The 13,831-nt window shown below is 46.1% G+C and carries 11 protein-coding genes; 1 reads left to right on the plus strand and 10 read right to left on the minus strand.

Annotated features, from left to right (window positions below; genetic code table 11):
• Positions 1-54: 54 nt before the first annotated feature.
• The 3 genes from rnr to MUG09_RS04070 all read right to left on the minus strand — a co-directional run bounded on the left by rnr (position 55) and on the right by MUG09_RS04070 (position 6,777).
• Entirely contained in the window at positions 55-2,022 is a 1,968-nt protein-coding gene (rnr, locus tag MUG09_RS04060; RefSeq protein ID WP_244773818.1) for a ribonuclease R, read from the minus strand.
• A 384-nt stretch (positions 2,023-2,406) separates the two neighbouring features.
• Complete coding sequence (locus MUG09_RS04065; RefSeq protein WP_244773819.1) at positions 2,407-4,095, minus strand: carbon starvation CstA family protein; 1,689 nt, start codon at positions 4,093-4,095, stop codon at positions 2,407-2,409.
• Between the two features lie 528 nt (positions 4,096-4,623).
• The gene (locus MUG09_RS04070; RefSeq protein ID WP_244773820.1) at positions 4,624-6,777 is read right to left on the minus strand and encodes an ice-binding family protein; all 2,154 of its coding nucleotides are present in this window, start codon (positions 6,775-6,777) and stop codon (positions 4,624-4,626) included.
• 1,095 nt (positions 6,778-7,872) lie between these two features.
• Here MUG09_RS04070 and MUG09_RS04075 point away from each other — a divergent pair.
• On the plus strand, positions 7,873-8,574 hold the full coding sequence (locus tag MUG09_RS04075) for an SGNH/GDSL hydrolase family protein (RefSeq protein ID WP_244773821.1): 702 nt from the start codon (positions 7,873-7,875) through the stop codon (positions 8,572-8,574).
• A gap of 513 nt (positions 8,575-9,087) precedes the next feature.
• Here MUG09_RS04075 and MUG09_RS04080 read toward each other — a convergent pair.
• The 7 genes from MUG09_RS04080 to radC all read right to left on the minus strand — a co-directional run bounded on the left by MUG09_RS04080 (position 9,088) and on the right by radC (position 13,818).
• A complete protein-coding gene (locus MUG09_RS04080) occupies positions 9,088-10,290 on the minus strand; it encodes a serine hydrolase domain-containing protein (protein ID WP_244773822.1) in 1,203 nt (400 codons plus the stop codon).
• Between the two features lie 218 nt (positions 10,291-10,508).
• Positions 10,509-10,901, minus strand: a complete 393-nt coding sequence (gene vapC / locus MUG09_RS04085) for a type II toxin-antitoxin system VapC family toxin (protein ID WP_244773823.1) — start codon at positions 10,899-10,901, stop codon at positions 10,509-10,511.
• A complete protein-coding gene (locus tag MUG09_RS04090) occupies positions 10,898-11,092 on the minus strand; it encodes a type II toxin-antitoxin system VapB family antitoxin (RefSeq protein ID WP_244773824.1) in 195 nt (64 codons plus the stop codon). Before MUG09_RS04090 ends, vapC begins: the two co-directional genes overlap by 4 nt.
• Before the next feature lie 231 nt (positions 11,093-11,323).
• Complete coding sequence (locus MUG09_RS04095; protein WP_244773825.1) at positions 11,324-11,419, minus strand: JAB domain-containing protein; 96 nt, start codon at positions 11,417-11,419, stop codon at positions 11,324-11,326.
• 36 nt (positions 11,420-11,455) lie between these two features.
• Positions 11,456-12,280: a nucleotidyl transferase AbiEii/AbiGii toxin family protein gene (locus tag MUG09_RS04100; protein WP_244773826.1), complete on the minus strand. Its 825-nt coding sequence runs from the start codon at positions 12,278-12,280 to the stop codon at positions 11,456-11,458.
• Between the two features lie 11 nt (positions 12,281-12,291).
• Entirely contained in the window at positions 12,292-12,885 is a 594-nt protein-coding gene (locus tag MUG09_RS04105) for a type IV toxin-antitoxin system AbiEi family antitoxin domain-containing protein (protein ID WP_244773827.1), read from the minus strand.
• Between the two features lie 249 nt (positions 12,886-13,134).
• Positions 13,135-13,818 carry a RadC family protein gene (gene radC, locus MUG09_RS04110; protein ID WP_244773828.1) on the minus strand — a complete coding sequence of 228 codons (684 nt, stop codon included), beginning with the start codon at positions 13,816-13,818 and terminating at the stop codon, positions 13,135-13,137.
• Positions 13,819-13,831: the final 13 nt, after the last annotated feature.

The following is a 13,831-nucleotide window of genomic DNA, read 5'->3' on the forward strand; positions in this document are numbered from 1 at the left end:
CTCCACCTCAAGGTCTTGGTATAGGGTGGCACCTATTCGTAGCGATCCATCGCACTACACAAGTATGAAGTCGGCTCGTTTTTCCTCTTTGGATACACTTTTTATCTTTATCTTGACCGTATCGCCCACACGATAGACTTTTCCTGTATTCCTTCCCGTAAGTGTGTATTCTTCCTTGTCATACTCGTAGTGGTCTTCCTTGAGCTCGGACACATGCACCAAACCCTCAATGGCATAGTGAGACAGCTCAACAAACATCCCGAAACTCGCCATACCGGAGATGACTCCGTCGTAACTCTCTCCGACCTTCGATGAGAGAAATTCCATCGACTTGAGCTTGATGAATTCTCGTTCAGCCTGGGTTGCTCGAATTTCCCGTTGCGAGCAGTGTTTGCAGATGGACTCAAGCTTTGCAAGCAGTGCAGCGGAATCAGATCCCGTCAGCTTTTTCTTGCCTTTTTCCAGGCTTGTATAGTATTTCAGCAAACGATGAACCACCAGGTCGGGATACCTTCGAATCGGTGAGGTGAAATGGGTGTAGGCACTAAAAGCCAAGCCGAAGTGCCCTTCGTTCTTTGTACTGTAGTAGGCTTTCGACATGGATCTGAGTGCAACTTTTTCAATGAAATATCTATAGTCGAGGTTTTCTATGACATCAAGGATTTTTCGGTAGTCATCAGATTCCAGTTCTTTATCAAGCTGGTATTTCAGCCCCATCCGCTCAAGAAGTTCAAAAAAACTTCGTATGGCCTGCTCATCGGGTTTCTCGTGGACTCTGTAGACAAACGGCTTTTCGATAGCTTGCGTTGCAATATGATGGGCGACGATGCGGTTGGCAACAAGCATGAATTCTTCAATAAGGCGATTTGCTTCAATTCTCTCGCGTGGCCTGATGGCATAGGGAACTCCCTGTGAATCGAGGGAGATGGCTGGTTCGGAGATATCGAAATCTATTGAGCCCATCTCTTCTCTTGCTTTGCGAAGTATGAGAGACAGCATGACCATGAGATGAATGGTTTTTGCATGAGCATGCTTTTTGCCTTCGATTATCTCTTCAACCTCTTCATAGGTGAAACGCTGTGCACTGCGTATGATTGTTTCCCTGAATCGATAGTCCTGTACAATACCCCGGGAATCAATTTCCATGATCACCGAATAGGCGAGGCGGTCGGTGTGCGGCTTGAGGCTGCAGAGATCGTTTGACAGACGCTCGGGGAGCATTGGGATTACGTTGTTTACGAAGTAGACGGAAGTCCCCCGTTCGTACGCCTCTTTGTCGATTGCAGACTTTTCAGGCACGTAGTAGGAGACGTCTGCGATATGGACACCGAGTTCGAAACGCCCGTTTTCCAATTGCGTAAGAGATATTGCATCGTCAAAGTCTTTTGCTGATTCCGGATCGATGGTAAAGCAAGGGGTAGAACGGAAATCTTCACGCTTTTTGCTTTCGTTCTGCATATCAAAATCAGCAAGAGCTGAGAGTTCTTTTGTCACCTCGTTGGGAAATGGAATCTTCAGATCGTTGTTTCGGGCAACCATAAGAAGATCCATTCCCTTGTTTTCCGGCTTTCCGAGCGTATCGACGATGGTTCCCAAAAACGTGTGATCATCTTCATTCCACTTCGTTCTTATTACCACAACCAGATCGCCATTCTTCGGTATACTTCCACTCTTGTCCTTGGGTATGATGATGGGATTGTTGTATCGTTCGTCGCTGGGAATAACAGACCCGCCTTCCTTGCCCTTTTTATAGACTCCAATGATTTCTTGTTTGTGCAAGGTGAGAATTTGTATGATTTTCCCTTTGGGGCTCTTGCCGCGTACCTTTTTAATAATCTCAACCAAGACAAGGTCCCCGTCCATGGCATTGAGCATGTTTTCCACCGGGATGAAGATATCTGTGCCTTTCTTTACGATGACAAACCCAAATCCCTTCGCGTGTACCGAGAGATAGCCGCGTATTGTTTTCTGTCGTGGGTTTTGTGTTTTCCTGCTATCTTGAGTTTCTGACTTTTTGGGCACTGTGTACGCTCCTTGGGTTTATACGTGAAGAGTCTGGAATTGTGAATATTGAATAGTCCGCTATCGCTCGCTCCCTGCTCCTGCAGTCCATCGTTCTCTGCAAACATAGATTGAAAATCTACAGCTATACTGTAGCATGGGAAACCTTGCCTAGAAACCTGTGTATGTGCTGGATGGACGATAAGAAACGACGGGGGTATTCAGGTATGGGTAAAGTGTTTCGACGCAGAGCAACCCCGTTTGGAAACCAACCTTACCCATGCATTTGGATAATAAAGGCGGAGGACACAAAGTCCCCCGCCTGATGCTCCAGAATTTCAACTACAGTGCATGCTGTTGTGATTCCAGACGAATTTGGTGTTTCAGTACTCAGTTACAAGGTGCTCAAGCAGCAGCTTTTCTCTCCTTCTTGTCTGCATCAAAGAACAAGGTGTGGACTGACTTGCATGCGATGACCAAACCCAATCCGACAAGCAGAATGGCAAAGATGAGTTGCATGCCATCAGAAAGGAGCTGGAAGTTGCCGCTGATCAGTCTGGTGAAACGCACGATGATAATCTGAGTCAATGCAGTGAAGGTGACACCAAGCATGAAGAACATGGGAATCCAGATCATTGAGCCTTTTTTGCTTGTTTTTTTCAGGAAAATGGCAATCGCACACAGAGCCAAGGCACTTACCAGTTGGTTGGCGGAGCCGAAAAGCGGCCAGATCTTTGCGTATCCATTCACCGACAGCATGTAACCAAAGAGCAGGGTGAGAATGGTTGCAACATACTTGTTGGTAAGTGCTCGTTGCCAAACGCCCATGTGTTCTTCATCGGTGCTGCTGTCCATGAACAGTTCCTGGAAGGAGAGTCGACCAATTCTTGCTACTGAATCAAGGCTGGTCAGGGCGAATGCGCTGATCGCCAATGTGATGATGGTATTGCTTGCAAGGGTAGGGATGCCTGCCTTGGCCAAAAAGCCTGCAACCGCCATGGCGAAGATTTGGGGAGGAGTACCGGCGGGAAGGGCTCCATTGGAAAATACCGCTCCTGCACAGATAAGGGAGATGACGGCGACCAAGGATTCCAGGAGCATGGCTCCGTAGGCAATGGGGAGCATGTCTTTTTCATTGCGTATTTGCTTGGAGGCGGTTCCACTGCTTACCAGACTATGAAACCCGGAGACAGCACCACAGGCGATGGTAACGAAGAGGATGGGAAACATCTGTTGTCCGTTTACCAAAAAGCCGGAAAAAGCAGGGAGGTTGATCGTTGGGTTTGCTACAAAAATACCCACCACGGCGGCTGCTATCATGAAGACCAAGAGAAAGCTGTTCAAGAAGTCCCGTGGCTGCAACAGTGCCCATACGGGGACCACCGAGGCCACCATGATGTAGGCGAACACCAGATACAACCAGAGGGTTTTCTGAATGTAAAGGGGGAAAGCCAGGCCGAAGAGTATGCATGCTACCAAGGAGAGGATGGCCACCAACGTCGTAACCATGTTAGTGGGTTTGCGGAATCGGATGAAGAACCCAAGTCCAACCGCCACTGCGATGAAAGCGGTACTGGTGGTGGCGGTTGCACCATTGATGACGTTATGGGAGAGATCGGCATTGAAGCCATTGAAGGTTCCGGCAACAATATCGGCGAAGGCTGCGATGACCAGGATGGAAAAGAGCCAGACAAAGAGCAGGAAGAGACGCTTTCCCAGCTTGCCGACATACAGTTCGATGATATAGCCGATGGAGCGGCCCTTGTTGCGTACCGAGGCGAAGATGGAACCGAAGTCCTGGACGGCTCCGATGAATATTCCTCCCACGAGTACCCAAAGGAGAACGGGGACCCACCCGAAGATGGCTGCTTGAATGGGGCCGTTGATCGGTCCGGCTCCTGCTATGGAAGCGAATTGGTGTCCGAAGACCACTTGTCTGGAGGTAGGTACATAGTCCACTCCATCTTCCATTTCCATGGCCGGGGTTTTGCGCTTTGCATCAACTCCCCATTTCTTTGCCAGGTACCGACCATAGACAAGATACGCACCTACAAGTACGACGATGGACAGAACGAGCATAACTATACCGTTCATTGGGTCCTCCTGAATGAGTCTTATTTCCTTGGGAAAATATGATGTTTAGCATGTGAGCTTCAGCCTTCATTTGTCAAGCAAGGGAAGGAGCGTATAGAGAAAAATTATCAATTTTTCTTGGCTGGTGGCCAATATTAAAAGGCTGAATATCTCTATAGAACGATTAAAATTGTCTATAAGTAGTTATTCCATGGGAATTTCCAGAGAATCTGAGGATCTCCAACTTGGTGGAGCCTGCAGTACTCGGTGGTAAACCACAACGACCGTTGCTCTATTTGATTATGAGTACCGTTTGAAAAATGTATGAAACAGCTGTCAGAAATGACCGCGTTCTTCTCCTTTTCTCGACCCGATAAAACCGAGCCTATCGATGCTCGATCGTGATATTCATCTCTTGTGAAGTTCTCTATCTGCATGGGTTGATACAGAACAAGAAAAAGATGGCACCAAGAGGGTATTCCTCCCAGCGCCATCTCTTGATGAAATGGTTTTACTTCTCGTTATCCAGTATCAACGAGATGAGTCCTACTATTCAATAATAGGCACAAACAACGGATCTGTAACCGTATTTGCGATGAGAGTTACATTGGTTTGACCCAGTAACTTACCTGTGATTGAAGCACCGGCTGTAAGAGCAATTACGCCCTCACCCAAGACAATTCCTTTCATTTTGGAATTTGCCAACAAGCTGACAGCTCCTGTAACCTGCCAGAATATATTTTCCGCCTTTGCTCCATTGGCCAATACAATCTCTACCTCTGCAGCTACATTCAGGGCGCCAGTTATCTGGAAAACCCAAATAGCGTCTTCATTCCCTTCTGCATCCAGCGTAAGGTTTACAGAGAGATCCACTGCAGGAATCGATTTATAGAGCCCGGGGTAAAGAGTTGCACCGCTGGCAATAAGTTCAGGTCTCGGGTTCGGCAATGCTACTATGGCGTCATAAGCGGTTCTCATATCAAGAATCGCAGCGCTCAAATTCTCTGGAGTGGGTGTAGTAAAATCTGAAGCATAGATTTTTCCTCCATCCAGCACAAGAGCGGATGTAGCATACGTTCCGTCCAACGAGAGAATCTCATCGAAACCAGTAACGGATGTTCTCTCAGCAGGACTTATTCCCAGGTCTCCGGTAATCGCTGTTACTCCGGTGGTAGTAATCCCGGTCTTAGCCAGTATTACAAAATCATCCGCTGTTCCCATATCCACCCTGGTCAGGGGCACTATCGGAGCTGCTACTGTTGCAGGGAATACCGCAGTTACCACCCCAAGGTCAATATCGTTGGTCGCTGTAGCTTCGTCAACAGTAAAGAAATTCTCGGTGACACCGGTCAGGGTATATCCAGCTACAGGTACCAACGTGATGGTAGCTATGTACACTGTATCCTCTTCGAACGTGCCCTCTGGTGCCAATACTGTGGTATCAGCCTTGGCCCATGTCACACTACTGCTGGTATACTCTTCAGTATTTGTAATTGCAATGACCGGGCTCTCTCCAGTTACCGGAGCAGTCAAGCCAGTGATTGCCTTGGCACTGATCACTTTTTCAGTGATGGTAATCCCTAAGGTGCCGACAATATCTGAACCATCATTGGCCGTTGCCTGAACGGTGACCGTCCCCATGCCTGTTGCTGTAAGCAGACCTGTTTCACTGATGGTGGCAGTTCCGGTTCCGGCTGCAACTGTCCAAGCAACACTCTTGTCGGTTGCATCGGAGGGGAGTACTGCTGCGCTCATCTGCAATGTTGAACCATTCGCTACCGTGATTGCATCACCTGCTCCTGCGACTGTAATAGTTGTCACATCAATAACGGGTGCGATAGGATCGGTCACAGTGATTGCTAATTCTCCCACAATACCTGAACCATCATTGGCTGTCGCCTTCACGGTGACTATTCCAACTGCTGTTCCAGTAAGCAGACCTGTCTCACTGATGGTGGCTGTTCCCGTACCGGCTACAACTGACCAAACAACACTCTTGTCTGTTGCATCGGCAGGAAGTACTGCTGCGCTCATCTGTAATGTTAAGCCATTGGCTACCGTGATTGCATCACCTGCTCCTGTGACTGTAATAGTTGTCACATCAATAGCGAAAGTGGTCACGGTGATTGCTAATTCTCCCACAATTCCTGAACCATCATTGGCCGTCGCCTTCACGGTGACTATTCCAACTGCTGTTCCTGTAAGCAGACCTGTCTCACCGATGGTGGCTGTTCCCGTTCCGGCTACAACTGACCAAACAACACTCTTGTCTGTTGCATCGGCAGGAAGTACTGCTGCACTCATCTGTAATGTTAAGCCATTGGCTACCGTGATTGCATCACCTGCTCCTGTGACTGTAATAGTTGTCACATCAATAGGCGGCACAACGGCGGCGTTCACAGTGACTTCTAGTTCTCCCACAAAGGCAGAGTCATCGTTTGCAGTTGCTTTCACGGTTACTGTTCCAGTACTTGTTCCTGTAAGTAGACCTGCTTCACTGATGGTGGCTGTTCCTGTTCCTGCCACAATCGACCATGTTACACTCATATCGGTTGCATCGGAGGGGAGCACTGCCGCACTCATCTGCAATGTTGAACCATTGGCTACCGTGATTGCATCACCTGCTCCTGTGACTGTGATTCCAGTCACATCCACCGGGGGTGGGGCGATGTCCGCTGCACATCCCCATAGGAATGTGAGCATTGTGACTAATGCAATGATCGTCACATATTTCGTATACGTTCTTCTTTTGGTCATGAAATTACTCCTGATTACTTGTTTGCCTGGGACAGAACATGGTTTGCAGTTCTCTCCTGGCGGCCGTTGGAGTCATCAAGGGATTTCACGCACCTCCTCCCATATTTGGGTTGTGTGAAATTGATACCTTGCAGGGCTCATGGATGAATCGATTGTTGGATTTTCGTCCATACAGCTGATGTACAGTCCCTCAATAAAAAAAAAGCGGACATCACCAGACCTTCTGCCTCTGGTGTTGTCAAGTGTTGCTTGTGTCAAACTCGCAATTTCGCTTCGATTCCAATCAGGCTGTCTGTGGGGAAAACCTTCAAAACAAGAATCGAAACAAGTGATTTTCTGCTCACTACAAACCTCCTTGGCGATATGTATTTCTTTGGAATAGTACGATCATTTTTTTCAATCTATAGATTCAATGACCATTTTCCGAAGATTGGATTCTCAATTTTCCCAAGCGTCCGAAGCAAAGTTTGAAGCTATGAGGACTGCTTTTAGTTGGACAATTGATGCAATTGCAAAAAGGTATCAATCAGCACGGAAAGTTTTGAACAATGCTCAGGTGTGGTATGGAAGTTCTACTTTGCTTCAGTACCCTGTAATACTAAAGATATACTTGGAATCAAATCACGTCTGTGCGCAACAGCACATAAGGCTTGGTTATGAAAAATATAAGTTTTGATGTGAGCTGCTGGTTTTTGTCTAAACATATGCAACTCATTGAACTGTATCAATTAAATATGGTAATACCCTGGTAAATTCAAACTCATCAAGTACACATATATCCAAGCAGATGTGCTCAATGCGGTTGCCGAGCGCATACTTCTTGAAACAGTCACTACTAATCAGACTGACCAATTATGCATATTTGCTCATTCACCATTCATCTTTTTTTTCTTCAAAAAAAAGTCGTCACTTCCAAAGCATAGTATGTTCATACCAGCTGTCTTAGGAGGTCTCATCGAACCTATATGGTACATCCATGCTATGGTTCTCAGCATTGTAACTCTATACTATGTATTTATAGTGCTTGGATGTGCAAATTCCATGAGCAAAGATATTCAAAAAATTCGCATTTTCGGAGATTCAATATTGAAAGGGGTTGTATATAGTGAAGAAGACAATCGCTATGTGCCGCTTCAGCAGGATGGATTCGAGCAACTCGGGATGACCCTTGGTATCGAATTCCAAAATAGTGCTATGTTTGGTTGCACGATCACAAAAGGTATGCAGTTACTCCAGAAGGCTATTGGCAAGGGATTGGACTGTGACAGCGTGCTGCTCGAGTATGGTGGGAATGACTGTGATTTCCTCTGGGATGAAGTCTCGGCACAGCCGAACGGCGAACACCAGCCAAAGACACCGTTGCTGGCGTTCGGTCAGACGCTGAAGGCGATGATAGCTAAATTGAGGGCAATTGCGGTTGAACCGATTCTTATGACACTCCCTCCCATCAATTCCGATAGGTATCTCGACCATATCTGTAGAGGCGGCTTGGATCGAAAACGAATTCTGGATTGGCTCGGCGATATATATAATATCGAACGATACCAAGAACTCTACTCGTTACGAGTAGCAACCGTTGCTTTAGCGACACAAACACAGCTTATTGATATCCGTAGCGGCTTTTTGGCAAGAAGGAACTGTAGTTCTCTCATTTGTATAGATGGTATACATCCCAGTGCAAAAGGTCATGAACTCATTATGGACTTGCTGAAGGAGTCTCACTTGGTGAGGATTTCAGCGTAGGGTAGTAGCATCCCTACCATCTATGATTATCCATTGCCCACAGGAATAGCATGTCCAATATGGGTATAGAGCCTTGCATGAGAAGTCCTGGCGGCACAGAGCTACCCTAAGTCCAAGGATTCCTTTCATGGGTTGAGGACAAGCGAGGCTGCTCTGCAGCAACCAGGAACCAGAGGCTTTCAGCCATTCACTCATGCTTGAGGTTCGTTCAGTTCAGATGTCCCGAGCATCTGTCTACATGTAACAGGATACTGTGGATCCGGTTCAAGAGAACTGCTGCAAAGACAATGAACTACCTGACCGTCGATGGACTGAGACTCCTGCTAAGGATGCCGAACCAACGTACCGCACAAGGCTTGAGAGATCTGGCCTTGTTAAGCTTGATTTATGACTCAGGGGCTCGGGTCCGTCCAGGATGAATCCGTGGAAGGTCCTCTTCTTGAGATCCAACCCGAATGTCCGCTCGTACTGCACTACATCAGATAATGGTCATAGTTCGTTATAGGCCATTAACTAACTATCAGAACCATAGATATAGGTATATTTAAGATAGTTTCTGATATCATTAATGAAATTCACCGTGGTATCCTCATTGTTGGCATTGGTGAAAATAATTATTGCGGCATTCAGATTCGCAAATATCATCATGTGGCAATAAAAAGTCCCTTCGCTCCCATAATGATAGAATATTGAGTCTGTCGTAAAGTCGTTATACCATCCCATGGCATAGGGGTTTCTTCCCATCAGTAAATACTTGAAAGTTTCAGCTTTAACGATGCCATCAACCGTATGTAGCCCATTCATGAATTGCCTTACGTATTTTGAAAAATCCAGAATATTTACATTGATGTTACCTGCGGGCGAAGAAAGAGGATCATTATATATTTCCCGCTCAGATGCTGCGACTGGTTGTAATCGCTTATTAGTTATCAGACGATGACCCCATGGTTGTGAAGGGCCGATGCGGTTTGGCCGTTCAAAGCCGATCTCAATCTCCAAGTCAGATGCAAGTTCTTGTGCGAGGATTTCCCATGTTTTTCCGGTCACTTCCTCAAGCATGCAACCGGCAATGATATAGCCAGCGTTCCCGTAATTCACGCCTTCTGTCTCAACTGGTACCAATGACAATGCGTATTTACTGAAATCTCTGCGGCGCTCAGAGTCGGATCCATAAAAATTGGGGATATCTTCATAGATGAGATTTCCTGCTTCATCAATTTGAGTTTGGTGTGCGTTCAATGGCTGAAGGCTGTGATTGTGAGATAATAAATCAGCAAGTGTGATGTCCTTGTATGCGGAGTGCATATGTTCTTGCCAAGTTGGAAACACAGTAAGTATTTTAGTATCCCAATTGATCAATCCAGCTTCAACACATTGTGCCGCCATCAGTGAAGTGTATGATTTACCCAATGATCCTATCTGAAAGCGGTGGGTGGCTTTTATAGGATTCCCTGATCCAATGAAGGTCTCCCCCAATGTACCGGTCGTAACTCCTTGATCGTCAATGACCGCCCATGCACATCCAGGTACTGCATAGTAGTCAAGGCATCCTGCCAGCCCAAATTCTTTCACTTGTGAGAAAGACAAAGCTGGACGAGTTTCATACTCATTTACACTTGATTGACAAGAAGTCAGGATATACCAAGGTATAATTACGCCAAAAATAATCAGCATCGTTCGCATTGGGATCTTTGGAAATGTATGTTTCAAAGCCACAATCTTGCTCCGTTTAATACTTGCCAAAAGTGTTGAAACTCGCTTTTCACTCTGTTGGGAAACAAGCTTTCCTTAATCCGATTACCTCAGACCAATGAGTGAAACATACATAGGATCAGGTTTTATTGTCAATGTAGAGGAAACCTGGCAAGCCATCGGATTTCGGCCTTGAACTGACATCGGCGCCAGGATAACTTCTTGCTATAGTTGGTACAACACTAGTCTTTTACTTGCAAACTAAGAATCTCTTTCATCGGCTCAAAATCCCTGTCATTGTGAAGAAGCTCAAATCCATGTTCAATGCAGAACGTTGCAATAAGGACATCATTCGTCTTGCGTACGGTAACGCCTTTCTTTCTCAGCAACCGGATGTTCTGTGCCGCCTTGATGGACATCTCTTTTCCGACAAAGTCATAATACTTTAGAGCATCCATAAGCTTCTTGGCAATCTGGAATTGATTGTTGTCCCGGAATCCTCGTAAAAACTCCACCATTATCAAATCACCCGTAACAACCCGACTCTCCTGCAATGCTTTGTCCAGGATATCGGTTTGGGCAGTACGTACCCCATTCACATAATCAATCCATACCGAGGTGTCTACGACGATCATACGTCGATCCTCATTGCCTCAAGGTCTCCTTCCCAGGATAACGTACCCCTGAGTTCCCGGATTTTTTCTTGCTTTTTCATGGTAAAAGGGAGTTTCAATCCTTGTTCAACTGCATCCTTTTTCGTTTTGCAGCCAGATACCATAAAAGCCTCGTTCATCAACCGGTCATCAATGACGATATTCGTCCGCATCACAGCCTCCTGAGAAAGGTGTGTATAACTATTAGATATCATACACATCGTCCCATAAGCGTCAAACCTGCTGCTTTTCTTGGACAAGAGCTGTTGTTTCCTAATCTTCCTTACGTCTACAGACTGTTTTGCATTTTATATACATTTGAAAAAAACCAGGTGTAACCCCCACCATAAAAAGAGGTGATTTGTGGCTACAGCGGGGGGTGCACCTGGATAATTGTCTTTCTCTTAGAACAAATTACCTTCCAGCATGGAAAGAAAGCCCTCCTCCCCGAAGATCAGATGGTCCAATATCTTGATGCCCAGAATATCGCCTGCCTGCATGTGGAGTTGCTCGCTGGTACTCAATGGCTTGGCTAGTCAGGAAGGCAGCGGCCAAAGCAGGCTGTGAAGTATTCCGATAATCGCTTCATAAGTAATATTTTGGGCATAGGGGAATTTACTATGATATTTTCTCCATCTTTCACGCAGATCTGGGCTTTCGGAAATGTTGTTGAATATTCCCTCTGTATTGGCCAGGGTAGCTTTGCTTTCTCGGTGAGTAGCCGTAGCAGATAGAGCTTCCCAAAATTGTGCTTTGTCATACTTTTGTGTGGTGCCCAATATATACATGTCATAATAATCTCTCGGACGCGTGCTGAAAATACCGCGACTTAGAATAGTCTCAACTTTCTCTGCCATAACCGTCTCTATGTTATAACCCCAAATACTGATACGGACAGATTCATCAAACATTCCACTGAATTCATAATGCACGGCGGAAGGTGTCAGGGCATCTCCGGTAGAGATGTCGATTGAAAGAGGTGTTGTGATTGTGTCGTATCTTGCATCGATTCGAACACAAAAACCGCCGTAGCGGTCATCCTTGCGGATAGATGTTACGGAAACAATAGAAAAAGTGACTTCATCATCCAAATCCACACTGCAGATGCTTTGGATGGTATGCATTATTTGATCTTCTGCGAAGGGCAAATTACGGAGTGTTGTGTCCAAATCCATGGTTGAGCGGATATCCAAGCCCACAATGGTTGCAATAAGCATTCCTCCCTTGATTACAAATTTGTCTTTGAACTCAGAGTTGGATAAACGTTCCAAGAATCGTTCGAACATGTAGTTCTGCAAGACAACTTGTGCTGCAATACCATGTTCCTTCGCATAGTTGTTGATTCTGGCCTTCAGGCTCATGGATGAAGAGTTCAGAGTAATACCTCCATATATTGCTTTAGTGTTTTATCAACCCGTAGACTCTTTGCATACTCTGCAAGAAGGTTTAAGTTTTTGCTCTTGGACGCAGCATAGTTTTTTACCGAACTAATTACCGTTTCCTCATCACATCGGCTCCGGCTGCGTAGTAAATCACATATAGTGCGTTCCATATTGTAGCACCGTACCGTATTACCGAACGTTGTCTTTCTTAAGACCATTCCAAGAGTATGCAGTTCCGGCTTGATATAAAAACACGTGCAAGAATTCTTGAGCGAGGCAGGTAGCACTGAATCACTTGGGATGGTGACGATATGACGGAACGGTGTGCGCTCTGATTGTCCGTTTAAAAAGAGTGCAGAGTCATGGGAGAAAATAATTTTTGACGAGCGAAGCATGAGGGCATGCATATCGTCATGCAACTTACCAGGAAGCGTGTAGATGCCAGGGCCTCTTCTTTCCAAAAGGCCGGCATGAACATATTTCGTAAGCAGTGTTTTTGAAAATCCTAGCTGCAACACTTGTGATGTGGTAATCACATTGTTGTTTTTCTTGATTTCATCGTGTATTCGGTGATTGATTCCCATGGTTGGAACCCTCCTTGGTGAGTTTACTTATGTATAGATATTATGCTCTATATCAATATAAAAGTAAACTTTATCGGTACTAGGAAACTTCCCGGTAAATGTAATCCTCTTCTTTGTTTGTTATCATGCTGGTATTTGGTTCTTTTTCTAAAGTCCCAGCAAGAAAACCAGGTGCAACCCAAAACCAGTAGAGAAGATTTGGTTTTATGGCCACAGTGGGAGTTGCACCTGGTAAAAAGCTTTTCCTTGTTAGAACAAATTACCCTCCAGCATGGAAAGAAAGCCCTCCTCTCCAAAGATCAAGTGGTCCAATATCTTGATGCCAAGGATGTCTCCTGCCTGTCTGAGCCTTCTTGTTACATCCTTGTCCTCCATGCTCGGCTCGAGATTGCCGCTGGGATGGTTGTGGGCAACCACGATTGCCGTTGCTCGTTGACGGACTGCTTCGGTAAAGACTTCTCTTGGATGAACCAACGTTCTATTAACCAACCCAACCGAACACACATTGACCGAAAGAACCTCATGCGCCCCATTAAGGCAGATGCTTAAAAAGTGCTCCTGCATCCTGGAAGCGTAGTGCTGAACAAGTGGGTAGATTTCAGACGGAGTGGAGATCTGACGCCGCTTGGGAGGCAGTCGTCTTCTTCCCAACTCCAAGGCAGCCCCTATCAACGTGGCTTTCGCAGTACCGAGACCTGAGATGTTCATCAGCTCGTCATTGGTGACTACCGCTTTTTTATCGAGCAACTCCATCAGGTCCTTGGCGATGGCGTTCACCGACCGTTCCTTGTTACCGCTTCCAATAAGAATAGCCAACAGTTCCTGGTCGCATAGGGCTTCCGCTCCGCGCAGGATCATCCGCTCCCGAGGCCTGTCGCACACCGCCATTTCCTTGATTCTCTGTTCAGTAGGTTGAGTAATAAAGTATTTCATACACACCTAAGGC

The organism is Sphaerochaeta associata (assembly GCF_022869165.1).
GTDB classification, from domain to species: domain Bacteria; phylum Spirochaetota; class Spirochaetia; order Sphaerochaetales; family Sphaerochaetaceae; genus Sphaerochaeta; species Sphaerochaeta associata.

Excerpts from the sequence above, each read along its gene's own strand:
- MUG09_RS04065 (WP_244773819.1), bottom strand. The coding sequence starts at position 4,095 with ATGAACGGTATAGTTATGCTCGTTCTGTCCATCGTCGTACTTGTAGGT.
- MUG09_RS04070 (WP_244773820.1), bottom strand. The coding sequence starts at position 6,777 with ATGCTCACATTCCTATGGGGATGTGCAGCGGACATCGCCCCACCCCCG.
- MUG09_RS04075 (WP_244773821.1), top strand. The coding sequence starts at position 7,873 with ATGAGCAAAGATATTCAAAAAATTCGCATTTTCGGAGATTCAATATTG.
- vapC (WP_244773823.1), bottom strand. The coding sequence starts at position 10,901 with ATGATCGTCGTAGACACCTCGGTATGGATTGATTATGTGAATGGGGTA.
- MUG09_RS04090 (WP_244773824.1), bottom strand. The coding sequence starts at position 11,092 with ATGCGGACGAATATCGTCATTGATGACCGGTTGATGAACGAGGCTTTT.
- MUG09_RS04095 (WP_244773825.1), bottom strand. The coding sequence starts at position 11,419 with ATGCAGGCAGGCGATATTCTGGGCATCAAGATATTGGACCATCTGATC.
- MUG09_RS04100 (WP_244773826.1), bottom strand. The coding sequence starts at position 12,280 with ATGAGCCTGAAGGCCAGAATCAACAACTATGCGAAGGAACATGGTATT.
- MUG09_RS04105 (WP_244773827.1), bottom strand. The coding sequence starts at position 12,885 with ATGGGAATCAATCACCGAATACACGATGAAATCAAGAAAAACAACAAT.
- radC (WP_244773828.1), bottom strand. The coding sequence starts at position 13,818 with ATGAAATACTTTATTACTCAACCTACTGAACAGAGAATCAAGGAAATG.